Source organism: Streptomyces sp. NPDC047706 (assembly GCF_043204795.1).
GTDB lineage: Bacteria > Actinomycetota > Actinomycetes > Streptomycetales > Streptomycetaceae > Streptomyces.
On sequence record NZ_JBIDCW010000008.1, the window covers coordinates 224,391 to 244,774 of the forward strand.

17 protein-coding genes are annotated in these 20,384 nt (G+C 73.5%); 10 read left to right on the forward strand and 7 right to left on the reverse strand.

What is annotated here, in order from left to right:
- Positions 1-150 precede the first annotated feature (150 nt).
- A complete protein-coding gene (locus ACGF8A_RS12585) occupies positions 151-1,506 on the forward strand; it encodes a protein phosphatase 2C domain-containing protein (protein ID WP_393107109.1) in 1,356 nt (451 codons plus the stop codon).
- A 178-nt stretch (positions 1,507-1,684) separates the two neighbouring features.
- Here the strand turns inward: ACGF8A_RS12585 and ACGF8A_RS12590 are convergent, their stop codons facing one another.
- Positions 1,685-2,956, reverse strand: coding sequence for a helix-turn-helix domain-containing protein (locus ACGF8A_RS12590; RefSeq protein WP_393107111.1), 1,272 nt, complete (start codon positions 2,954-2,956; stop codon positions 1,685-1,687).
- Between the two features lie 216 nt (positions 2,957-3,172).
- Here ACGF8A_RS12590 and ACGF8A_RS12595 point away from each other — a divergent pair, with 216 nt between their 5' ends.
- Together ACGF8A_RS12595 and ACGF8A_RS12600 are read left to right on the forward strand one after the other, a co-directional pair.
- Complete coding sequence (locus tag ACGF8A_RS12595; protein WP_393107113.1) at positions 3,173-3,790, forward strand: hypothetical protein; 618 nt, start codon at positions 3,173-3,175, stop codon at positions 3,788-3,790.
- Between the two features lie 400 nt (positions 3,791-4,190).
- On the forward strand, positions 4,191-4,679 hold the full coding sequence (locus tag ACGF8A_RS12600; RefSeq protein ID WP_393107115.1) for an ATP-binding protein: 489 nt from the start codon (positions 4,191-4,193) through the stop codon (positions 4,677-4,679).
- A gap of 55 nt (positions 4,680-4,734) precedes the next feature.
- Here the strand turns inward: ACGF8A_RS12600 and ACGF8A_RS12605 are convergent, their stop codons facing one another.
- Positions 4,735-5,796 carry a DUF2637 domain-containing protein gene (locus ACGF8A_RS12605; RefSeq protein WP_393107118.1) on the reverse strand — a complete coding sequence of 354 codons (1,062 nt, stop codon included), beginning with the start codon at positions 5,794-5,796 and terminating at the stop codon, positions 4,735-4,737.
- A 319-nt stretch (positions 5,797-6,115) separates the two neighbouring features.
- Complete coding sequence (locus ACGF8A_RS12610) at positions 6,116-6,964, reverse strand: (2Fe-2S)-binding protein (protein ID WP_393107120.1); 849 nt, start codon at positions 6,962-6,964, stop codon at positions 6,116-6,118.
- A gap of 152 nt (positions 6,965-7,116) precedes the next feature.
- Between ACGF8A_RS12610 and ACGF8A_RS12615 the strand changes: the two genes are divergently transcribed.
- Positions 7,117-7,887, forward strand: coding sequence for a GntR family transcriptional regulator (locus ACGF8A_RS12615; protein WP_393107123.1), 771 nt, complete (start codon positions 7,117-7,119; stop codon positions 7,885-7,887).
- A 207-nt stretch (positions 7,888-8,094) separates the two neighbouring features.
- Here the strand turns inward: ACGF8A_RS12615 and ACGF8A_RS12620 are convergent, their stop codons facing one another.
- Both ACGF8A_RS12620 and ACGF8A_RS12625 read right to left on the reverse strand, forming a co-directional pair.
- Positions 8,095-8,862 carry a hypothetical protein gene (locus ACGF8A_RS12620; RefSeq protein WP_393107125.1) on the reverse strand — a complete coding sequence of 256 codons (768 nt, stop codon included), beginning with the start codon at positions 8,860-8,862 and terminating at the stop codon, positions 8,095-8,097.
- Between the two features lie 143 nt (positions 8,863-9,005).
- Positions 9,006-10,679: a PucR family transcriptional regulator gene (locus tag ACGF8A_RS12625; protein WP_393107127.1), complete on the reverse strand. Its 1,674-nt coding sequence runs from the start codon at positions 10,677-10,679 to the stop codon at positions 9,006-9,008.
- A gap of 370 nt (positions 10,680-11,049) precedes the next feature.
- Between ACGF8A_RS12625 and ACGF8A_RS12630 the strand changes: the two genes are divergently transcribed.
- The 5 genes from ACGF8A_RS12630 to ACGF8A_RS12650 all read left to right on the forward strand — a co-directional run bounded on the left by ACGF8A_RS12630 (position 11,050) and on the right by ACGF8A_RS12650 (position 17,797).
- Complete coding sequence (locus tag ACGF8A_RS12630) at positions 11,050-11,940, forward strand: FAD binding domain-containing protein (protein ID WP_393107129.1); 891 nt, start codon at positions 11,050-11,052, stop codon at positions 11,938-11,940.
- Positions 11,940-12,548 (forward strand): (2Fe-2S)-binding protein, encoded by a 609-nt coding sequence (locus ACGF8A_RS12635; RefSeq protein ID WP_393107131.1) that lies wholly within the window; start codon positions 11,940-11,942, stop codon positions 12,546-12,548. The genes ACGF8A_RS12630 and ACGF8A_RS12635 overlap by 1 nt, the downstream gene beginning before the upstream one ends.
- Before the next feature lies 1 nt (position 12,549).
- Positions 12,550-14,934 carry a xanthine dehydrogenase family protein molybdopterin-binding subunit gene (locus tag ACGF8A_RS12640; RefSeq protein WP_393107133.1) on the forward strand — a complete coding sequence of 795 codons (2,385 nt, stop codon included), beginning with the start codon at positions 12,550-12,552 and terminating at the stop codon, positions 14,932-14,934.
- A 205-nt stretch (positions 14,935-15,139) separates the two neighbouring features.
- Positions 15,140-16,597, forward strand: coding sequence for an NCS2 family permease (locus tag ACGF8A_RS12645; protein WP_393107136.1), 1,458 nt, complete (start codon positions 15,140-15,142; stop codon positions 16,595-16,597).
- 45 nt (positions 16,598-16,642) lie between these two features.
- The gene (locus tag ACGF8A_RS12650; RefSeq protein ID WP_393107138.1) at positions 16,643-17,797 is read left to right on the forward strand and encodes an XdhC family protein; all 1,155 of its coding nucleotides are present in this window, start codon (positions 16,643-16,645) and stop codon (positions 17,795-17,797) included.
- Positions 17,798-17,861: 64 nt separating this feature from the next.
- Here ACGF8A_RS12650 and ACGF8A_RS12655 read toward each other — a convergent pair whose 3' ends face one another.
- Entirely contained in the window at positions 17,862-18,302 is a 441-nt protein-coding gene (locus ACGF8A_RS12655; RefSeq protein WP_393107140.1) for an SRPBCC family protein, read from the reverse strand.
- Between the two features lie 126 nt (positions 18,303-18,428).
- Positions 18,429-19,271 (reverse strand): polysaccharide deacetylase family protein, encoded by an 843-nt coding sequence (locus tag ACGF8A_RS12660; RefSeq protein WP_393107142.1) that lies wholly within the window; start codon positions 19,269-19,271, stop codon positions 18,429-18,431.
- Positions 19,272-19,379: 108 nt separating this feature from the next.
- Between ACGF8A_RS12660 and ACGF8A_RS12665 the strand changes: the two genes are divergently transcribed.
- Positions 19,380-20,381 (forward strand): glycosyltransferase family 2 protein, encoded by a 1,002-nt coding sequence (locus ACGF8A_RS12665; RefSeq protein WP_393107144.1) that lies wholly within the window; start codon positions 19,380-19,382, stop codon positions 20,379-20,381.
- Positions 20,382-20,384 lie beyond the last annotated feature (3 nt).

Here is a 20,384-nt window from a genome sequence, read left to right on the forward strand (position 1 = left end):
TCCGTACGGCATTTCCTGCTGCGGCCTGCGTATCCCGCACCCGACACCCGTACGACTCCTCACCCGGAAGCGCCGCGTGACGCGGCGAGTCGCACCGCATTTTCCCGACGCCCCGTTCTCATCCGGCCCCCGCGGTGGACAATCGGGGGCATGAGCCAGCAGGGGGGAAGGCCCGCCGGTCACTCCGACGACTGGTGGGGGCAGCTGTACGACGACACCACCGAGGACACGGGCCCCACGCGCACGCCCGAGTCGCTCGACGACCGCTTCGCCTCGGCGTCCGGGGCGGTGACCGGACCGCCGGGCGCTCCCGGCGGCCTGCCGGCGCCGCGCGGCGCACGCGCCGCCGGCCCGGAGGCCACGCCCCGCGCCGACGGCACCGACCCCGCGTCCCGCGACGCCGGGACGGTCCCCTCCGTACCCACGCCACCGCCTCCCACGGGCCCCACCACCTCGGCCACCGGCGCCCCCGCCCCCACCTTCACGGAGCCGCCCCCGCCGCCCCCACCCGCCCCGCCCCGCCTGAACCCCGTCACCCTCACCCCCCTCCACCACGTGGGCTCCGGCCCGCCCACCTACGAACCCGAACCCACCGCCCTTCCGCCCGCCGACCCCGACGACCTCGGCGGCCTCGTCGCCGACACCGTCCTGGACGGCGCCCACCACGGCGCCTGCACCCTGCGCGCGGCCTCGGTGCGCGGGGACTCCGCGCGGTACCGGGGCGAACCGCGCCGCGACGCCCTGCTCACCGCGCGGTTCGGCAGCGGCGACACCGCGCTCGTGCTGGTCGCCATGGCCACCGGCGCCCGGGCCACCGCCGGGGCGCACCGCGCCGCGGCCGAGGTGTGCCAGTGGATCGGGCGGGCGGTGGGACGCAGCCAGGCACGGCTCGCCGAGGACATACGGGCCGGCCGGCGCGGCGACCTGAAGTCCGGCCTGCACCGGCTCACCGACCGCAGCCTCGGCAGACTCCGCGCCAGCGCCGCCGAACAGGGCCTGCGGCCCGACGAGTACGCCGCCACCCTGCGCTGTCTGCTCCTGCCCGCCGACCCCGGTTGCCGTACCCGCGTGTTCTTCGGCGTCGGGGCCGGTGGCCTGTTCCGGCTGCGTGACGGCGCGTGGCAGGACATCGAACCGCAGGCGGGCGAGGTCACCGGCGAACCGGTCCTCAGCTTCGGGTCACCGCCCGCCGAGACCCGCGCCGGCGACCGGCTCACCATGGACCTCGGCCTACCGACCCCGCCGAGCCCCTACGAACCGGCCCCCGAACCACCCCGCGAACCCTTCCGCTTCCGCGCCTCCGTCGCACGGCCGGGCGACACGCTCCTGATGTGCACCGGCGGCCTCGCGGAGCCGCTGCGCGGCGAACCGGAACTGCCCGCGCATCTGCGCGAGCGGTGGTCGTCCCAGCAGCCGCCGGGCCTCGCCGCCTTTCTCGCCGACACCCAGGTCCGGGTGAAGGGCTACGCCGACGACCGTACTGCGGCGGCCGTGTGGGAGGTGTGAGGGCGAACCCTGTGGATCGACCGGCTGAAGGAAGGTCCGCCCTGTCCGCCTCGAGGATCGCGCCGGACGGCGGCGCAGGCCGCGTGCTCCGGCCGCCCGCTCCGACCCCGGCAAGGCGCCCCGGCCCAGGAGGTGCTCGCGGATCACCCCGGCGTCGCGGGGTCCAGCACGCGTCCGCCTACTCGGCGTACGGAGTCCAGCGGCGTGCCGAGGTGTCGTACGCGTACCGGGGCAGGTCCTCGACGGCGGTCGTGCGGAACGGACGGCCGCCGTCGTCGATGCGGACCGTGCCGGTACGGCCCCGGGAGGACCAGTCCAGCTCCAGGTACCACGAGCAGTCGCACTTCCCGGTGCGGGCGTTGACCAGGAGGACCTCCGGGTCCTCGGCGGAGACGCGGTAGGGCATGCCCACCGCCGGCAGCGGGTCGCCCGCGTCGTTGCCGGGCATCGGGCGGGCGAGCGGCCGGCCGGCGTCCAGGTTGACCGCGAAGTGGCGAGGCGTCAGCGCGCCGCCGCAGCCCTGGTCCATGGCGTACGCCGTGCCGGGCGCCGGATCGCTGCGGCCCACCACACGGACGCGCAGTGCCTCCAGGACCACGGCCGTGGACGTCCTGCCCTGCACGGAGACGCGGATGTTCGTCTCCCGCCCGTGCACGGCGTCCTGCGCCGCCGCCCACGCACCGGCGTCCTGCGGAGCCGGGGGCGGCGGGACCCGGTCGGGCGGCCTGCGGATGACGTAGTCGTGCCCGCAGCCGAGCGCCCACGCATGGGAGTCGGCGGCCCAGGCCAGCGGGGCGGGAACGTCCGTCGGACGGGCGGACCTCGCCTCCTCGCCGCCCTCGCCGCCCTCGCCGCCCTCGTGATTTGGACGCAGGGCCACGAGAGCGGCGAGGACGACGGAGGCGAGACCGGCGGCGAGGGCCAGGCGGCGAGGGTGGTACCAGCGGCGGTGCCGTGCGCCGTCCAGGGGGAGCCCCGGTACGGGGGCGTGCTTCGTCCGCGCCGCCGTCGCGGAGGGCTCGGGCGGCGGGGGTGAGGGGACGTGGCGCTTGTCCGCCAGGGGCTTCTGTCCAGGGGCCGATCCCGGTCCGACGTCCGCCGCCGGGCGCTCCCGCGCCGCGGTCGCGCACGCCCCGGACTCTCCCCCTCGGCTCCGGTCCGCCTCCCGCACGGGGGCCGCCTGCCGTGCGGTGTGCCGCTGACGTGCCGCGCTCGCGAGGAGCCAGCGCCGGTGGAGGTCCAGGCGCTCCTGCGGGGTGGCGCCGCACAGGGCGGCGAAGCGTTCGACCGGGGCGAAGTCGAGCGGGACGGTGTCACCGGCGCAATAGCGGTGCAGCGTCGAGGTGTTCATGCCGAGGCGACGGGCCAGCGAACCGTAGCTGCGGTCGGTACGCGCCTTGAACCCCCGCAGCAGCGCCGCGAACTCCTCGACGTCGTCATGTGCCGGCACCGGACCCCCTCCCGGCCTGGGACGGCATCCCAGGCACCTACATACCTGCACGTCAGCCGTGCTGGGATGGTTCCACCGTGCTGGATGCCGCGTCGGCTGTTGCGGCTGCCGGCAGTGACCGCCGATGCTCGTGGTGTCGCTCCAGGCCTTGCCGGACCGGCCTCCCGGCGCCTGGCGACACCTTCCGTTCACACGACACCTTCACGGGGGAGTTCCATGCCCAACCGCATCCGAGCCGGCGCGCTCACCGCACTCGCCGTCGCCGGGCTCACCGCGCTCACGGCCCTCGCCGCACCGGCGGGGGCCACCGCGCCGGCCACCCGGCAGCCCGCGTTCCTCTCGGCGTCCGAACTGCCGCCGCACCCCTCGTCCTCCTGGACCGCCGGCAAGGTCACCGACGGGGTGCCGCAGGAGCTGGGCCTCTGCCTCGCCGACGTCTTCCCCGGGTACGACTCCCGCTACCGCGAGTTCCGCACCGACCTCGACACCGGTGCCCGCCAGCTCACCATCGTCACGGGCAGCGCCGTGAAGGCGAAGGCGCTGGCCGACCGGATGAACCGGGAGATCCGCAGCTGCCCGGAGCGCATCGAGGAGGACCCGGAGACCGGTGCCGCGCACCGTGACTACGGCACCGTGCCGGTCGAGGAGGGTGCCCGCGTGCACGGTCTGCACACCTGGACGTCCTGGGGTGCCACCGATGTCCGCCTGCTGTCGGTGGGCCGCGACGGCCGGACCGTCACCGTCGTGGACTGGTCGCAGCTCGGCGACTTCACCGACGCCCCGGTCCGCGACTTCAGGAAGACGACCGGCACCGCCGTCGGCAAGCTGTACTGACCGGACGCGCCCGGCGAGGAGCGGCCCCCTCTCCCACGGGGGTGGGGAGGGCGGCCGCCGTGCTGTGCGCCGACCGCACCGATCCGGCCAGTCTCGCGGGACGCGGCACGGCTCCCGTACGGCGGCCGGGGAGCGGAAGCCGAGAACCGGCGGTCCCACGCGCTCCCCTGCTACGGCCGGATCGGCAGCGCCGGGTCGGCGGTTGGGGCGATCCGGTGCGGCCCGTACCGCGCCGGGCGCGCGGGCGGCGGCCGGGTGGGGCGCCCGTGGCGGTCACGACCGTGGCCGAACACCCGGTCGTTGACAATTCCACATGACTGCCCCGGTGCCCATCGGGCAAGGATCCCCGTGAACGTGTTCGAGCAGGAGGGGAACCGACATCGGCACGCGGGCGGGGGACATGAACAGGCAGGCACGAGGGGGCGGTCCCACGGCGTACGGGGCCTTCTCGGCGGGAACGGTGGAGGACGAGGCCGGCGGCGCCACGGAGCAGGCACAGGCGCAGCACCTGAGACGCAGACTCGGGCGGGCGGACCTGAGGGCCGTCCCGGAGGCCCGCAGAGAGCTGCGCCGGCTGCTACGGGACTGGGGACGGCCCGGCAGGGCGGAGACAGCGGAACTGCTCACCAGCGAACTCGTCACCAACGCGATCGTCCACACGGACCAGGAAGCGGTCCTGACGGCCTCCGTCGGGCCGCACGGGCTGCGGGTGGAGGTACGGGACTACGTCTCCCGCAGGCCCCGGCCGCGGGTGGCGGACCCCGACGAGAACACGCACGGCAGGGGGCTGGTGCTGGTGGAGTCCCTCGCGGACGCGTGGGGCGTACGGCCGCACGAGGTGGGGAAGTCGGTGTGGTTCGAACTCGAGGCGGACGCGGACGCCGCCTGAACGGCACGGGGTGCGGCCCGCGTCGGACCGCACCCCCGTCCCGTGCCGTCCGGTCCTAGCCGAACTGCTGCTCCAGGTCCTTCAGCTTGCGCTCGAGGGAGTCGAGGCGGGGGAGGGCCATGGTGTCGTCCTCCGCGGTGAGGTCGACCGTGACCGGTTCGGTGCCCTTGCGGACGGGCTGGAGCGAGGGCCGGGTACGGACGGGCAGTTCCGGGGCGGCTATGGCAGGCTCCGTGGTGAGGCGCTCGGCGCTGCCCTGCTCCACGGCCGGCAGCTCCACCGGCCGGCCGCCGCCGCGCCCGGGGAAGCCGCGCCCGGGGAAGCCGCGCCCGTGACCCCGGCTGATCGCCTTGAGCTGCGCCCGCTCCAGCCGCTCCTGCTCACGCCTGCGCAGCCGCGCCTGCTCCTTCTGCCGCTTGTCCTCGCGCACCTCGTCGACGGCCTCGTCGAGGGTGCGGACACCTTCCAGAAGCATCAGCGACCACGCCTTGTACGTCTCACGCGGGGCCCGCATCCAGCGGACGATGCGGATCTGCGGCAGCGGTCGCGGGATCAGGCCCTGCTCGCGCAGCGCCGCCCGGCGGGTCTGCTTCAGGGCACGGTCGAACAGGACCGCCGCCGAGAGGGACATGCCCGCGAAGAAGTGGGGGGCGCCGTCGTGGCCGAGGCCGCGAGGGGCGTGCACCCAGTTGAACCAGGCCGCCGCGCCCGCGAAGGTCCACACGAGTATCCGGGAGCCGAGTGCCGCGTCACCGTGGCTGGCCTCCCGCACCGCGAGCACCGAGCAGAACATCGCCGCGCCGTCGAGGCCGAACGGCACCAGGTACTCCCAGCCGCCGGAGAGGCCGAGGTTCTGCTGGCCGAAGCCGACCAGGCCCTTGAAGGAGAGTGCCGCGGCGACGGCGGCACAGCAGAAGAGGAGTACATAGGAAGCGGTGCCGTATATGGCTTCCTTGCGCCTGCGGCGCTCCTCCATACGCTCCCACGAGTCGTCCGCGCTCGTGTCCTTCCCCGCGGAACGCTTGCCGCGCTGGAGTACCGCAACCGCCGTCAGCATGCCCGCGAGCAGTACGGCGCACGGTAGTAGCCAGTTCAGCGATATGTCGGTCAGTCTCATCTGGGGTCCCTTGCATTGGGATAGGGCGTAACGCCCGCCATGGTGGCCCAAACCCACCGGCCCTCAGGGGGTTTCGGGGCAAGAGGCCGCCATCGAAGTGCAAGGGGATGCCCGGGGCGGCGTTCTGCTCGAACTGCCGCTTGAGGGGCGGGAGTTGAGTTCGAATAAGACTACCCGTACGAGTGGTGCGGCGGAAAGTTGCGGTGACTCGTGAGGGAGTTGTGAAACCCCTGACCGCATGTGGTCACCCGGGACTGGTGGTGCCGGGTGGGTTTCGGTGCGGGTGCGGGCTGGATGATCTTACGGGATGTTCGGCGCCTCAAGCGGCGGTCGCGGCGAGCAGTTTGGTGACGCGGTCCGCGTCGCAGGTGCGCGGGCAGGTGGCGCAGGTGTCCTCGGGGCGGAGGGTGTAGAACATGCAGCAGCTCGCCCGGTCCCGGGTGGGCAGCGTCTCGCCGTTCGGGCCCTTCAGCTCGCGGAAGGCCGCCGAGCCGGCGTACGGCTTTGTCGCGCCCGGCAGCAGCAGCTCCAGTTCGTGGCGCGCGCGGTCCTGCTCGCCGAGGAGGTGCGCCACGTACCACAGGCCTTCGACGATCTCGTCCGTAGCCATGCCCCACAGCGCGCGGCCGCGGCGGCGCATCCGGGGGCCGAAGGCGGCGAGGACCGGTTCGAGGTGCTCGGCGACCGCCGCGCGCACCTCGGCCCGCAGCGCTTCCTCGTCCGGCACCACCGTGGCGCCGGGGAGGGCCGCCGCCGGGTCGCCGGGGAGGCAGGCGAAGCCGTGCGGGCGGACCAGGAGGTGGCCCATGTCCAGGCCGGGGGCGGTCCGGTCGTACGAGACATGCGTCACGGGGTAGCGGGGGACGCGGCGGCCGAGGAACCACGGCACGGTGATCAGCAGGCAGGCCGGCCAGGCGTAGCGGTGCAGTCCGAAGCTGGCGACGACGTCGGGGCGGGCCCGCACGCCGTAGTCGCGGACGACCTGGGCGTCGTCGTGCGCGAGGAAGTCGTCGAGGGCGGCGCTGCCTGCGGCGAGGGCGTCGCTGGTGATCCATCCGGGGCCGGCGGGGAAGGGCTGGGCCGGGCCCAGCTCGGTGATGCCGAGGCCGGGGACGGCCTCCCTGAGGCGGGCGTACGCGTCTGCTGTGGCCGAGGCGGGCGCGGGCATACGGGGACCACCCATTCGGAGACGTCAGGGGCCGTTTGAAGGTAAGGCTTACCTTAGCCGGAAGTGGTGGGGATTTGAACGGGGGGCTTCTGCGCCTAGGGTGCTTCTCGGTCGAGTGACCTCAAGTGCCGACACGTCCGGAGGAGAGGCCCGTGGAGCGAGGTGCGCAGCCCTCTGCCGGGGCGTGGTTCGCGGGCCTGGCGCTGCCCGAGGTGCGGGTGCCCGTGCAGCCCGGCGCCGCGGACGCGGAGCCGAGTGCCTCCGCGCGCGGTGAGCACACGCATGCCGAGCAGCCGGTCCGGCCTGTGGTGCGGCGGTCGTCGGTGCGGGGGCAGGTGCTGGGCGCGCTGCGTTCGGCCCTGGCGACCGGGGAGCTGCGGCCGGGGGAGGTGTACTCGGCGCCGGCGCTGGGGGAGCGGTTCGGGGTGTCCGCGACGCCTGTGCGCGAGGCCATGCAGCAGCTGGCGCTGGAGGGCGCGGTCGAGGTGGTGCCGAACCGGGGCTTCCGGGTGATCCAGCGGGATTCGCGTGAGCTGGCCGAACTCGCCGAGGTTCGGCGGCTGATCGAGGTGCCGGTGATTCTGCGGCTGGCCCGTGCGGTGCCCGGTGAGCGATGGGCGCAGTTGCGGCCGCTGGCGGAGGCCACGGTGCGGGCGGCTTCCTCCGGGTGCGGGGTTACGTATGCGGAGGCCGACCGGGCGTTTCACCGGGGTGTGCTGGGACTTGCCGGGAACGAGCAGCTGGTGCGGATCGCGGACGACGTGCACCGGCGGCGGGCGCAGTGGCCCTCCTCGGGCCCGGGAGGGCGCACGGAGTTGATGGCCGATGCCGCCGAGCATGCCGCGCTGGTGGATGCGCTCGTGTTGCGGGACCTCACGACCGTGCGGGTGGTTGTGGAGGAGCACTACGCCTGGGGGTGTTAGGCGCCGGCGCGTGCGGCGGGCCACGGCTGTCCTGTGGCGCCGGCGGGTGGCTGGTGGGGCGGGGCCGCGCCGGGGGGTCCGTCCCCGGAACGGCGCGGAACCGGTCTCTTGCCGACTCGCCCGTGTCGGCGCGCCGACCGCTGCGGGCGGACACCCCGGCACGGCCCCTTCCCGCCGTACGCGGGTGCGGCTTCGTGCGCCCTGGCCTCACGCCGTTGCCGCGTCCGGGGCCGGTGGGTTCAAGTGGGCTGCCAGCCAGGTGGGGACGCCGCCCAGGAGGCGGTAGAGGCGGCGGGCCTCCTCGCGTAGGCGGGAGGCCTCGGGTTCGGGCTCCGTGTCGGCCAGGGAGGCCAGGGCGGGCGCCGTGCCGACCAGGTAGCCCAGTTCCTCGCGGATGCGCAGGGACTCGGCGAAGCCGTGGCGGGCCTCGGCCAAGTCGCCTTCCCTGAGGGCCAGTCCGGCGAGGTGGCGCCAGGTGAACGACAGCAGGAGGGTGTTGGCGTGGGCCGTGGCGCCCGCGTGGGCGCGGCGGTAGGCGGCCTGGGCGGACTGGGGGGAGTGGGCGAGGTTCTCGGCGAGCAGGCCGCGGCGGAAGTCCAGCAGGGGGCGGCCGGGGGTGCCGGGGGGGATCAGGGCCGCCGCGCGGCCGAGTGCCGCCCGGGCCTCGTCGGCGCGGTCCCGGACCGTGTGCAGGGTGGCGGCGTAGGCGAGCTGGCCGCGTTCACAGGCGGCCGCGCCCCGTTCCTCGTCGGTGAGGGCCAGCGCCTCGGCCGTGCGCAGGGCGTCCTCCGCCTCCTGCCAGCCCTGCTCGGTGTAGAGACATCGCTCGACCAGCAGCGCGGCGCGTTGCAGCGCGGCCGCCGGCGTGGCGGGGGTCAGCAGGGCGGCCGCGTCGGCCCAGCAGGCCCGGGAGCGCAGCCTCCACACCGCGGTCTGGAGGGGATCGTCGTCCGAGGTCGTTCCAGTACCAGACATGGCGGTATGCGCCACGTTGCCCTCCCCGAGCACGCCATCGAGCTGTTGAGTGGTGGCCGCATTCCAACACCGATCCGGCTGCCCGGCCAAGAGGGTGGGTGAAGGATTTCACAAAGTCGGGGGAGACCTCGGCCCTTCAGGTTTCAGCTCATGCGCAGCGCGAGGAAGAAATCCAGCTTGTCCTCCAGGCGGGAGAGGTCGCGGCTCGTCAACTGCTCGATGCGGCCCACCCGGTAGCGCAGTGTGTTGACGTGCAGGTGGAGGCGGGAGGCGCAGCGGGTCCAGGAGCCGTCGCTTTCGAGGAACGCCTCCAGCGTCGGGATCAGCTCGGCGCGGTGACGGTGGTCGTAGTCGCGCAACGGGTCCAGGAGCCGGGCGGTGAAGGCGCGGCGTACGTCGTCGGGGACGAAGGGCAGCAGCAGGACGTGGGAGGCCAGCTCCTGGTGGCCGGCCGCGCAGACCCGGCCGGTGCGGGCGGCGGCCACCCGGCGGGCGTGCCGGGCCTCCTCCAGGGCGCCGCGCAGGCCCTCCGCGGAATGGACGGCCGCGCTGACACCGAGGGTGACCCGCCCGTCGCCGTCCAAACCGGCCGAGAGGGGGTCCCGTACGGAGGTGAGGAGGGCGTCCGCGAGTACGCCGGTCTCCGGGCCGTCGTGCTCCGCCGTGACCGCCGGGAGGGGGACCAGGGCGATCGCCTCGTCGCCCGTGTGGGCCACGGCGATGCGGTCGGAGGGCTCGGGGCCGGCGGCCGCCGGGTCGACCAGGATCTCCTCCAGCAGGGACTGGGCCACCGGGCCGGCCTCGATCGCGGAGTCCTCCCACTCGACGCGGGCCACGACCACCTGCCAGTGCGGTGCCGCGCCGAGGCCGGGCAGCAGGACCGGCGCCGCGACGCGCAGCCGGGCCGCGATCTCGGCGGGCGCGGCGCCCGTCTGGACGAGTTCCAGGACCTCCTGGGCCAGCCGGCGGCGGACCGTGCGGGCGGCGTCGCGGCGGTCGCGTTCGACCGCGATCAGCTGGGTGACCCCGTGCAGCAGGTCCAGGCGCTCCTCCGCCCAGTCACCGGCGTCCGCCTCCACGGCGAGCAGCCAGTCCGACAGGACCGTCTCGCGGACGTCCCGGGAGGCCTGGGGGGAGCGGCCGCTGCTGCGGATGGGGAAGACCGAGTACGTCGTGGAGCCGAGGATCAGGCGGTGCGGGCCGCGGCGGCCGGTACGGGCGGCCGCCAGGTGTTCGGCCGCCAGCTTCGCGCAGGCCTCGGGAGGCAGCACGGGGCCGCCGACCTTGGAGCCGGCGATGAGGCGGCCGGTGGGCGAGAGGACCCAGGCGCGCAGGTCCAGGTCGGAGCCGAGGAGGTCGAGCACGACGTCCGGGCCGCCGCCCGCCGGGCCCGAGGTCATCATCCGGCGATGCCGGTCGACCACGGCCGCGAGGTCCCCGGCCCGCTCGCCCGATACCTGCCGTACGACGTGTTCGGTGATCGTCGCGAAGGCCACCGACTCGTGCACGGCGAACAGCGGGAGCCGGTGCCGGGCGCACGCCTGGACCAGGTCCTCGGGCACATCGCCCAGCTCGGCCTCACCGGCGGCGAGGGCCGCCACGCCGGCCTGCACCAGGATCCGTACGAAGGGCTCGGAGTCGGCGGCGTTCCGGCGCCAGGCCAGACCCGTCAGCACCAGTTCGCCGCCCGCGAGGTAGCGGCTGGGGTCCCGCAGGTCGGTGGTCATCACGCCCCGCACGGTGCGGTCCAGCTCGTCCTCGCCGCCGAGCAGCCTGAGGCCCAGCGCGTCGGTGTCCAGCAGTGCGCGCAGCCGCATTCTCGTCGCCGCCGTTCCTTGTCTCGAAAACTACGATGGATCTTGACGGGCCGGGGGGTGGATGGCCCGAGCGGTGGGCGGTTGAGCGGTGCTCGCCGTCTCCCGTGCTGTGCCCCAGGTCACGCGGGCTGTGCCGGACGTTTCCCCAGGAAAACCAGGAGGTTACCGATGACCTCCGTTCATACGAATCTACAAGATGCCCGGCCTGGCCAGCCAACTCCTTCATGGTTTCGGTGACTGACCCCGTTGGAGCAAGGGGCTGTGTACTGACGTCAATCCGCGTTAACAGCACATGAACGAGCCGGGCCCGCCGCACACGGATTGGCTCAATCTGTACGCCCCACGAAGACGAAGAAGAAGAGAGCCGGTCATGGACTTCCTTCGCCCCGCCAGCTGGGAGGAGGCGCTCGCCGCGAAGGCCGAGCACCCCACCGCTGTGCCGATTGCGGGTGGCACCGATGTGATGGTCGAGATCAACTTCGACCACCGCCGGCCCGAGTACCTCATGGACCTCAACCGCATCGGCGATCTCTCCGAGTGGGAGGTCGGCGAGGACTCCGTGCGACTGGGTGCCTCCGTACCGTACTCCCGGATCATGGAGCACCTGCGTGCCGAGCTGCCGGGTCTGGCCCTCGCCTCACACACCGTGGCGTCCCCGCAGATCCGCAACCGCGGCGGCGTCGGCGGCAACCTCGGCACCGCCTCCCCGGCCGGCGACGCCCACCCAGCCCTCCTCGCCGCCGGCGCCGAGGTCGAGGCGGAGTCCGTACGGGGCTCGCGGCGCATCCCCATCGACGAGTTCTACACCGGCGTGAAGCGCAACGCCCTCGCCCCCGACGAGCTGATCCGCGCAGTGCACGTCAAGAAGGCGGACGGGCCCCAGCAGTACTCCAAGGTGGGCACGCGCAACGCCATGGTCATCGCCGTGTGCGCCTTCGGACTCGCGCTGCACCCCCGGGCGAGGACGGTCCGTACCGGAATCGGTTCGGCCGCCCCGACCCCCGTCCGCGCCAAGGCCGCCGAGGAGTTTCTGAACGCGGCGCTCGAAGAGGGCGGCTTCTGGGACAACGGAAAGATCATCACCCCGTCCGTCGCCAAGCAGTTCGCGGACCTGTGCTCCGCCGCCTGCAACCCGATCGACGACGTCCGGGGCACGGCGAGCTACCGCCGGCACGCGGTGGGCGTCATGGCCCGCCGGACGCTGACCTGGACCTGGGAGTCGTACCGCGGCACCGCCGCACGCACGGAGGGAGTCGCGTAATGCGCGTCAATTTCACGGTCAACGGCCGTCCGCAGGAAGCCGACGACGTCTGGGAGGGCGAGTCCCTGCTGTACGTGCTGCGCGAGCGGCTCGGCCTGCCGGGGTCCAAGAACGCCTGCGAGCAGGGTGAGTGCGGCTCCTGCACCGTCCGGCTGGACGGTGTGCCGGTGTGTTCGTGCCTGGTCGCCGCCGGGCAGGTCGAGGGCCGCGAGGTCGTCACCGTCGAGGGCCTCGCCGACTATGCCAAGCAGCGCTCCGAGAGCGGCTGCGCGACCGGCGCCTGCGGGACCTCCCTTCAGGACGCCCAGCCGGGGGTCCCCCCGGGCGAAGCCTGGGGGAGGCAGGCCAGGAGCACCGACTCGCAGACCGGCGAGGGCACCGAACTCTCCCCGGTCCAGCAGGCGTTCATCGACGCCGGCGCCGTGCAGTGCGGCTTCTGCACGCCTGGTCTGCTGGTCGCCGCCGACGAGATGCTGGAGAACAACCCGAACCCGTCCGACGCGGACATCCGCGAGGCGCTGTCGGGCAACCTGTGCCGCTGCACCGGCTACGAGAAGATCATGGACGCGGTCCGCCTGGCGGCCGCCCGCCAGTCCGAGGGGGTCTGACATGCCGGCCAACGGCGCTCCTACGAAGATCACACAGGGCTCGCAGACCAAGGGCGGCATCGGGGAGTCCACGCTCCGCCCGGACGGCACCCTCAAGGTCACCGGCGAGTTCGCGTACTCGTCCGACATGTGGCACGAGGACATGCTGTGGGGGCAGATCCTGCGGTCCACGGTCGCGCACGCCGAGATCGTCTCGATCGACACGTCCGAGGCGCTCGCGACGGCCGGTGTGTACGCCGTGCTGACGTACGACGACCTGCCCACCGAGGTGAAGAACTACGGCCTGGAGATCCAGGACACCCCGGTTCTCGCGCACGGCAAGGTACGGCACCACGGTGAGCCGGTCGCGATCGTCGCCGCCGACCACCCGGAGACGGCCCGCCGCGCCGCCGCGAAGATCAAGGTCGAGTACCGGGAGCTGCCCGTCATCACCGACGAGGCCTCGGCGACCGCGCCGGACGCGATCCTGATCCACGAGGGCCGCGACGACCACCACGCCGGCCATGTCCCGCACCCCAACATCGTGCACCGCCAGCCGATCGTCCGCGGCGACGCGGACGAGGCCGCCAAGAGGGCGGACGTGATCGTCAGGGGCGAGTACACCTTCGGTATGCAGGACCAGGCCTTCCTCGGCCCCGAGTCGGGCCTCGCCGTGCCGGAGGAGGACGGCGGCGTCCACCTCTACATCGCCACCCAGTGGCTCCACTCCGACCTGCGCCAGATCGCGCCGGTCCTCGGTCTGCCCGAGGACAAGGTGCGGATGACCCTGGCCGGCGTAGGCGGCGCGTTCGGCGGCCGCGAGGACCTGTCGATGCAGATCCACGCCTGCCTGCTGGCGCTGCGCACCGGCAAGCCGGTGAAGATCGTCTACAACCGGTTCGAGTCCTTCTTCGGGCACGTCCACCGCCACCCGGCGAAGCTCCACTACGAGCACGGCGCCACGAAGGACGGCAAGCTCACGCACATGAAGTGCCGGATCGTCCTGGACGGCGGCGCCTACGCCTCCGCCTCCCCGGCGGTCGTCGGCAACGCCTCCTCGCTGTCCGTCGGCCCGTACGTCATCGACGACGTCGACATCGAGGCCGTCGCCCTCTACACCAACAACCCGCCCTGCGGCGCCATGCGCGGCTTCGGCGCGGTCCAGGCGTGCTTCGCCTACGAGGCGCAGATGGACAAGCTGGCGAAGAAGCTCGGCATGGACCCGGTGGAGTTCCGGCAGCTCAACGCCATGGAGCAGGGCACCATCATGCCGACCGGCCAGCCGGTCGACTCTCCTGCCCCGGTCGCCGAACTGCTGCGCCGTGTCAAGGCGATGCCGATGCCGCCGGAGCGCCAGTGGGAGTCCAGCGAGGGCGCCGACGTGCGCCAGCTGCCCGGCGGTCTGTCCAACACCACGCACGGCGAGGGCGTCGTACGCGGTGTCGGCTACGCGGTCGGCATCAAGAACGTCGGCTTCTCCGAGGGCTTCGACGACTACTCCACCGCCAGGGTCCGCATGGAGGTCGTCGGCGGCGAGCCCGTCGCCACGGTCCACACGGCCATGGCGGAGGTCGGCCAGGGCGGTGTCACCGTCCACGCGCAGATCGCCCGCACCGAGCTCGGTGTCGCGCAGGTGACCATCCACCCCGCCGACACCCAGGTGGGCAGCGCCGGTTCGACGTCGGCCTCGCGGCAGACGTACGTCACCGGCGGTGCCGTGAAGAACGCCTGTGAGCTGGTCCGCGAGCAGGTGCTGGAGATCGGCCGGCGCAAGTTCGGCTCCTACCACCCCGCCTGGGCCACCGCCGAACTCCTGCTGGAGGGCGGCAAGGTCGTCACCGACGGCGGTGAGGTGCTGGCCGACCTGACGGACGTCCTGGAGGGCGAGACCGTCGAGGTCGAGGAGGAGTGGCGGCACCGGCCGACCGAGGCCTTCGACCTGCGCACCGGCCAGGGCAACGGCCACGTCCAGTACTCCTTCGCCGCGCACCGCGCCGTCGTCGAGGTCGACACCGAGCTCGGCCTGGTCAAGGTGATCGAGCTGGCCTGCGCCCAGGACGTCGGCAAGGCGCTGAACCCGCTGTCCGTCATCGGCCAGATCCAGGGCGGTACGACCCAGGGCCTGGGCGTGGCGGTCATGGAGGAGATCGTGGTCGACCCGAAGACCGCGAAGGTGCGCAACCCCTCCTTCACGGACTACCTGATCCCGACCATCCTCGACACGCCGACCATCCCGGTCGACGTCCTCGAACTCGCCGACGAGCACGCCCCGTACGGGCTGCGCGGCATCGGCGAGGCCCCCACCCTGTCCTCGACCCCGGCGGTCCTCGCGGCGATCCGCAACGCGACCGGCCTGGAGCTGAACAGGACGCCGGTCCGCCCCGAGCACCTGACCGGCACCGCGTAAGAGCTCTCCGGGCGGCGCAACGGAACGTCACACACTCCGCGCCGCCCGGAGCCCGAGTACCGCACCGCTCGCGGTCCTCGGAACCAACCGAATCGTTCGTCCCGGCCGTCCCCCGGGTCGTGCGGCCGAAGCACCTTCCCAAATCCCGCAGCCGCCACGGCGGTCTCCCCGCGGGTGCCCCTTTGAACCTTGGGAGTAGGCCCACATGACCCAGCAGTCACTGGAGCCGAAGACCGTCTCGGAGGACGCGGGCGCGGGTAGCCGCGTCCCGGCCGGACGCTCTTGGCTCGACCGGTACTTTCACATATCCCAGCGGGGATCCACGGTCGCGCGTGAGGTGCGCGGCGGCATCACCACCTTCATGGCGATGGCGTACATCCTCCTCCTCAACCCCCTGATCCTGTCCGGCGAGGACGCGGCGGGGGACACGCTCGGCCAGAAGGCCCTGATCACCGCGACCGCGTTCGCGGCGGCACTCACCACGCTGTTGATGGGTTTCGTCGGCAAGGTTCCCCTCGCGCTCGCCGCGGGCCTGTCCGTCTCCGGAGTCCTCGCCTCCCAGGTCGCTCCCCAGATGACCTGGGCCCAGGCGATGGGCATGTGCGTGATGTACGGCGTGGTCATCATGCTGCTGGTCGTCACCGGCCTGCGTGAGATGATCATGAACGCGATTCCGCTGCCCCTGAAACACGCGATCACCATGGGCATCGGCCTGTTCGTGGCCCTCATCGGCTTCTACAAGGCCGGTTTCGTGCACAACGGCGAGACCACCCCGGTGATCCTCGGCCCGGAGGGCGAGCTGGCCGGCTGGCCGGTGCTGCTCTTCGCCGTGACCCTCCTGGCCATCTTCATGCTCCAGGCGCGCGGCGTCCCCGGCGCCATCCTGATCGGCATCGCCGGCGGCACCCTCGTCGCCCTGGCCCTCAACGCGGCCGGCGTCATCAACCCCGGCCAGTGGGCCGGCGGCGCTCCCGAACTGAGCGGCGGCGCGGTCTCCATGCCCGACTTCTCGATCTTCGGCCACGTCGAGTTCGGCGGCTGGGACGAGGTCGGCGCGATGACCGTCGGCATGATCGTCTTCACCCTGGTGCTCGCCGGCTTCTTCGACGCGATGGCCACCATCATCGGTGTCGGCACCGAGGCGAAGCTGGCGGACGACAAGGGCCGGATGCCGGGCCTGTCCAAGGCGCTGTTCATCGACGGCGCGGGCGGCGCGATCGGCGGCGTCTCCGGCGCCTCCGGCCAGACCGTCTTCGTGGAGTCGGCGACCGGCGTCGGCGAGGGTGCCAGGACCGGCCTGTCGTCCGTGGTCGCCGGTCTGTTCTTCGCCGCCTGCCTGTTCTTCACGCCGCTGACGGCGATCGTGCCGGGCGAGGTCGCGGCCGCCGCCCTGGTGGTGATCGGCGCGATGATGATGATGAACGCCCGGCACGTGGACTGGTCCGACCGCGCCACCGCGATCCCGGTCTTCCTGACCGTCGTGATCATGCCCTTCACCTACTCGATCACCGCGGGTGTCGCCGCCGGCGTCGTCTCCTACGCCGCCATCAAGGCAGCCCAGGGCAAGGCCCGGGAGATCGGCGCCTTCATGTGGGTGCTGACGGTGATCTTCGTGGTGTTCTTCGCCCTCAATCCCATCGAGAGCTGGATGGGCGTCCACTAGGCGCCCGGCCCACGCCCCGCACACAACCGCTGAGGAGACCGACAGATGCTGGACATCGCCGACGAGTTGCACCGGTGGGTCGAGCAGGGACGCGACTTCGCCGTGGCCACCGTGGTGGCCGTGGGCGGCAGCGCCCCGCGCCAGCCCGGCGCCGCCCTCGCGGTGGACGCCGACGGGACGGCGATCGGCTCGGTCTCCGGCGGATGTGTGGAGGGCGCGGTGTACGAGCTGTGCCAACAGGCGCTGCGGGACGGGGAGCCGGTCCTGGAGCGCTTCGGCTTCAGCGACGAGGACGCCTTCGCGGTCGGCCTGACCTGTGGCGGCGTCATCGACATCCTGGTCACCCCGGTCCGGGCGGACGATCCCGTCCGGCCGGTGGTGGCGGCCGCGGTGGCCGCCGCGGCCCGCCGCGAGCCCGCCGCCGTGGCCCGGATCGTTTCCGGCCCGGCCGGGCTGACCGGCGGCCGCGCGCTGCTGGTACGCCCCGACGGGTCGTACGACGGCGGCCTCGGTGCCCATCCCGAGCTGGACCGCACTGTCGCGGCCGAGGCCGGCGCCTTCCTGGACGCGGGCCGCACGGGCACCCTGGAGATCGGTGAGCAGGGCTCCCGGTGCGGAGCACCGCTCACGGTGCTGGTCGAGTCGTCGGCCCCGGCCCCGCGCATGATCGTCTTCGGTGCGATCGACTTCGCCTCGGCACTCGTCCGCGTCGGCAAGTTCCTCGGCTACCACGTCACGGTCTGCGACGCCCGCCCCGTCTTCGCGACGCGCACCCGCTTCCCCGAGGCCGACGACATCGTCGTCGAGTGGCCCCACAAGTACCTGCAGAGCACCGGCGTCGACGGCCGCACGGTCCTGTGCGTGCTGACCCACGACGCCAAGTTCGACGTGCCCCTGCTCCAGCTCGCGCTGCGCCTGCCGGTGGCCTACGTCGGCGCCATGGGCTCGCGCCGCACGCACCTCGACCGCAACAGGCGGCTGCGCGAGGTCGGCGTCACCGACCTGGAGCTGGCCCGCCTGCGCTCGCCCATCGGTCTGGACCTCGGCGCCCGCACGCCCGAGGAGACGGCACTGTCCATCGCCGCCGAGATCGTCGCGGACCGGCGCGGCGGCAGCGGGGTCCCGCTGACCGGCGCGCACACCCCGATCCACCACGACGCCCCCGCGGCACCGGCGGGGCGGATCGGGTCGGTGGCCTGAGCCGGGCGTCCTGTCGCGTCCCCCCACGCAGTCCATGCCCCTCCGCGGGCCCCCGGGGCTCGGGTCACCGCCCCCGCAGCAAGCGGTTCGCCGCCCGCCCGAACACCAGGCGGGACGCCCGCTCCAGGGTGCCGTCGAAGGCGGCCGGCAGCAGGCGTACGCGCAGTTCCTCGCGCCAGACCACGTGCGCGCGCCCGCCCGGGCCGGGGCGGACCTCGATCTCCGCCCAGCCGCGCACGACCCGGCCGCGCTTCTCCAGGCGGCACCGGCCGGGGGTGTCGTCGTCCGGCGGCTGCCAGAGGGTGACCTCCATCCGGTCGTCGAAGGCGAGCGGCCCGACGCCCGAACGGGCCACGAACACCGTCCCCTCGTGCGTCGGCTCCGGGGTGAGCACGGTGACGCGGGTCAGCGGGACGACGTCACCGTGCCGGGGCCAGTCGGTGAGCCGGCGCCAGGCCTCGGCCGGGGCGAGCGGGGCCGTGCGTTCGAGGAGGAAGGTGGCCACGCGGGGATCCTAGGCGGCCCGCGCGCCCCGGGCCGTGAGGCCGCACGGACGGATGACGGCCATGTCCGGCGGGCCCGGGGCCTGTCTGACGAATGCCCCTGCCCCGCGTCGTCCGGCAGGCAGGCCCTAGCGGTAGACCTTGCCCGGTTCGGCCCTCCCGGGGGCCAGCAGCTGGGGGACGGTCACGAACACGTATCCGCGCCTCTTCAGCGCGTCGATGATGCCGGGCACGGCCGGCACGGTGCCGTCGTAGATGTCGTGCAGGAGGATGATGCCGTCCCGGTCGGTCTGGTCGAGGACACGCCGGCGGATCAGGGCCGGGTCGTCGGTCGTGTAGTCCTTGGCGGTGACGCTCCACAGGACCTCGGCGAGGCCGAGTTCGCGGCTGATTGCGTGCACGGTGTCGTCCGTGCGGCCCTGGGGCGGGCGCATGAGGGTGGGGCGGCGGCCGGTGAGGCGCTCGATCTCCTCGTTGGGGCGCCGTAGTTCCTCGCGTATCTCATCCGGCTCCAGCTGGGTGAGGATCCTGTGGTCCCAGGTGTGGCTGGCTGTCTCGTGGCCCTCGTCGGCCATCCGGCGGACCAGCTCGGGGTACTTCTCGATGTGCCGCTTGCCCAGCAGGAAGAAGGTCGCCGGGACCTGCTTGTCCTTCAGGATGTCGAGCAGGCGCGGGGAGTTCTCGCTGGGGCCCGCGTCGAAGGTGAGGGCCACGCACCTCGCTCGGCGGCAGTCGGCGGTGCCGAACGCGGCGGCGTTCGCGCCGGTCGCGCCCTCGGCGCGGACCGCGCTGGGGGCGGTGGTCTCCAGGGTCGTGCACCCCGACAGGACGGGCGGCAGGCAGAGAGCCGCCAGCAAAGTCGCGGCGGCACGGAACGAGGTGCCCCGTCTTCGCGTCTTCCCGGGCGGCCGGGACGGCCCGCTCGCGCAGGGCGCGCCGGGACTGCGGAGGATTCCAGGTCGAAGAGGCATGCCGAGACTATACACAGAATGTATACACAGAGTGCATAGTAGATCCTCCGGCCGTCCGGAGTGCCCCGGGAGGGTTTGAGGCCGCCGCATGCTGGCACCCGGCCACACATGACCACCGCCTACGCCGTGGTGATCCCCACGCTCGTCCACGACACACTGGCCGACTGCCTCGGCGCGCTGGCCGCCGCCACCGGCCCCCCGCCCCGCGAGATCGTCCTCGTCGACGACCGCCCGGACCCGGATCCGGGCAAGCTGGCGCATCCGCTGAGCGTCCTCGGAGATCTGCGCGACCGTACGACCGTGCTGCACGGCGGCGGGCGCGGACCGGCGGCCGCCCGCAACTCGGGCCTGCGCGCGGTCGCCTCACCGTGGGTCGCGTTCCTCGACGACGACGCCCAGGTCGGCCCGCACTGGTGCGAGCAGCTCACCCAGGACCTGGCCGCCGCCGGCCCCGACACCGCCGGGGTGCAGGGGGTGATCACGGTGCCGCTGCCCCGCCACCGCCGCCCCACCGACCGGGAGCGCGAGACGCTGGCGCGGGCGCGGGCCCGCTGGGGCACCGTCGACATGGCCTACCGCACCGACGCGCTCAAGCAGGCCCGCGGCTTCGACGAACGCTTCCCGCGCGCCCACCGGGAGGACGTCGACCTGGCCCTGCGGCTCCTCGACGCGGGCTGGGGCATCCGGCAGGGGCGGCGCACCACTCGGCACCCCGTGCCGCCCGCCGGCCGCTGGGCCTCGCTGGCCGCCCAGCGCGGGCACGCGGACGACGCGCTCATGCTGCGGCTGCACGGACCCGAGTGGTGGCACAAGGCGGTCGCGCCGCGCGGCCGTATCCGCGGCCACCTCGCCGTGACGGCGGCGGGCGCGGCGGCGTGCGCGCTCGCGGCGGCCGGGCGGCGGACGGCAGCCCTGACCGCCGCGTCGCTGTGGGCCGCCGGCACCGCCGAGTTCGCCTGGGCCCGCATCGCGCCCGGGCCGCGCACCCGGGACGAGGTGGCCACCCTCGTCGTGACCAGCGCGCTCATCCCACCGGCGGCCAGCTGGTACTGGCTGAGCGGTCTGTGGCGGCACCGGGGCGTCCCGGCGTGGCGGGTGGCGGCGCCGTAGCCG

Coding starts and splice junctions, on each gene's coding strand:
- ACGF8A_RS12665 (WP_393107144.1), top strand. CDS start 19,380: ATGACCACCGCCTACGCCGTGGTGATCCCCACGCTCGTCCACGACACA.
- ACGF8A_RS12620 (WP_393107125.1), bottom strand. CDS start 8,862: ATGTCTGGTACTGGAACGACCTCGGACGACGATCCCCTCCAGACCGCG.
- ACGF8A_RS12625 (WP_393107127.1), bottom strand. CDS start 10,679: ATGCGGCTGCGCGCACTGCTGGACACCGACGCGCTGGGCCTCAGGCTG.
- ACGF8A_RS12605 (WP_393107118.1), bottom strand. CDS start 5,796: ATGAGACTGACCGACATATCGCTGAACTGGCTACTACCGTGCGCCGTA.
- ACGF8A_RS12610 (WP_393107120.1), bottom strand. CDS start 6,964: ATGCCCGCGCCCGCCTCGGCCACAGCAGACGCGTACGCCCGCCTCAGG.
- ACGF8A_RS12660 (WP_393107142.1), bottom strand. CDS start 19,271: ATGCCTCTTCGACCTGGAATCCTCCGCAGTCCCGGCGCGCCCTGCGCG.
- ACGF8A_RS12595 (WP_393107113.1), top strand. CDS start 3,173: ATGCCCAACCGCATCCGAGCCGGCGCGCTCACCGCACTCGCCGTCGCC.
- ACGF8A_RS12630 (WP_393107129.1), top strand. CDS start 11,050: ATGGACTTCCTTCGCCCCGCCAGCTGGGAGGAGGCGCTCGCCGCGAAG.
- ACGF8A_RS12650 (WP_393107138.1), top strand. CDS start 16,643: ATGCTGGACATCGCCGACGAGTTGCACCGGTGGGTCGAGCAGGGACGC.
- ACGF8A_RS12585 (WP_393107109.1), top strand. CDS start 151: ATGAGCCAGCAGGGGGGAAGGCCCGCCGGTCACTCCGACGACTGGTGG.
- ACGF8A_RS12600 (WP_393107115.1), top strand. CDS start 4,191: ATGAACAGGCAGGCACGAGGGGGCGGTCCCACGGCGTACGGGGCCTTC.
- ACGF8A_RS12635 (WP_393107131.1), top strand. CDS start 11,940: ATGCGCGTCAATTTCACGGTCAACGGCCGTCCGCAGGAAGCCGACGAC.
- ACGF8A_RS12640 (WP_393107133.1), top strand. CDS start 12,550: ATGCCGGCCAACGGCGCTCCTACGAAGATCACACAGGGCTCGCAGACC.
- ACGF8A_RS12645 (WP_393107136.1), top strand. CDS start 15,140: ATGACCCAGCAGTCACTGGAGCCGAAGACCGTCTCGGAGGACGCGGGC.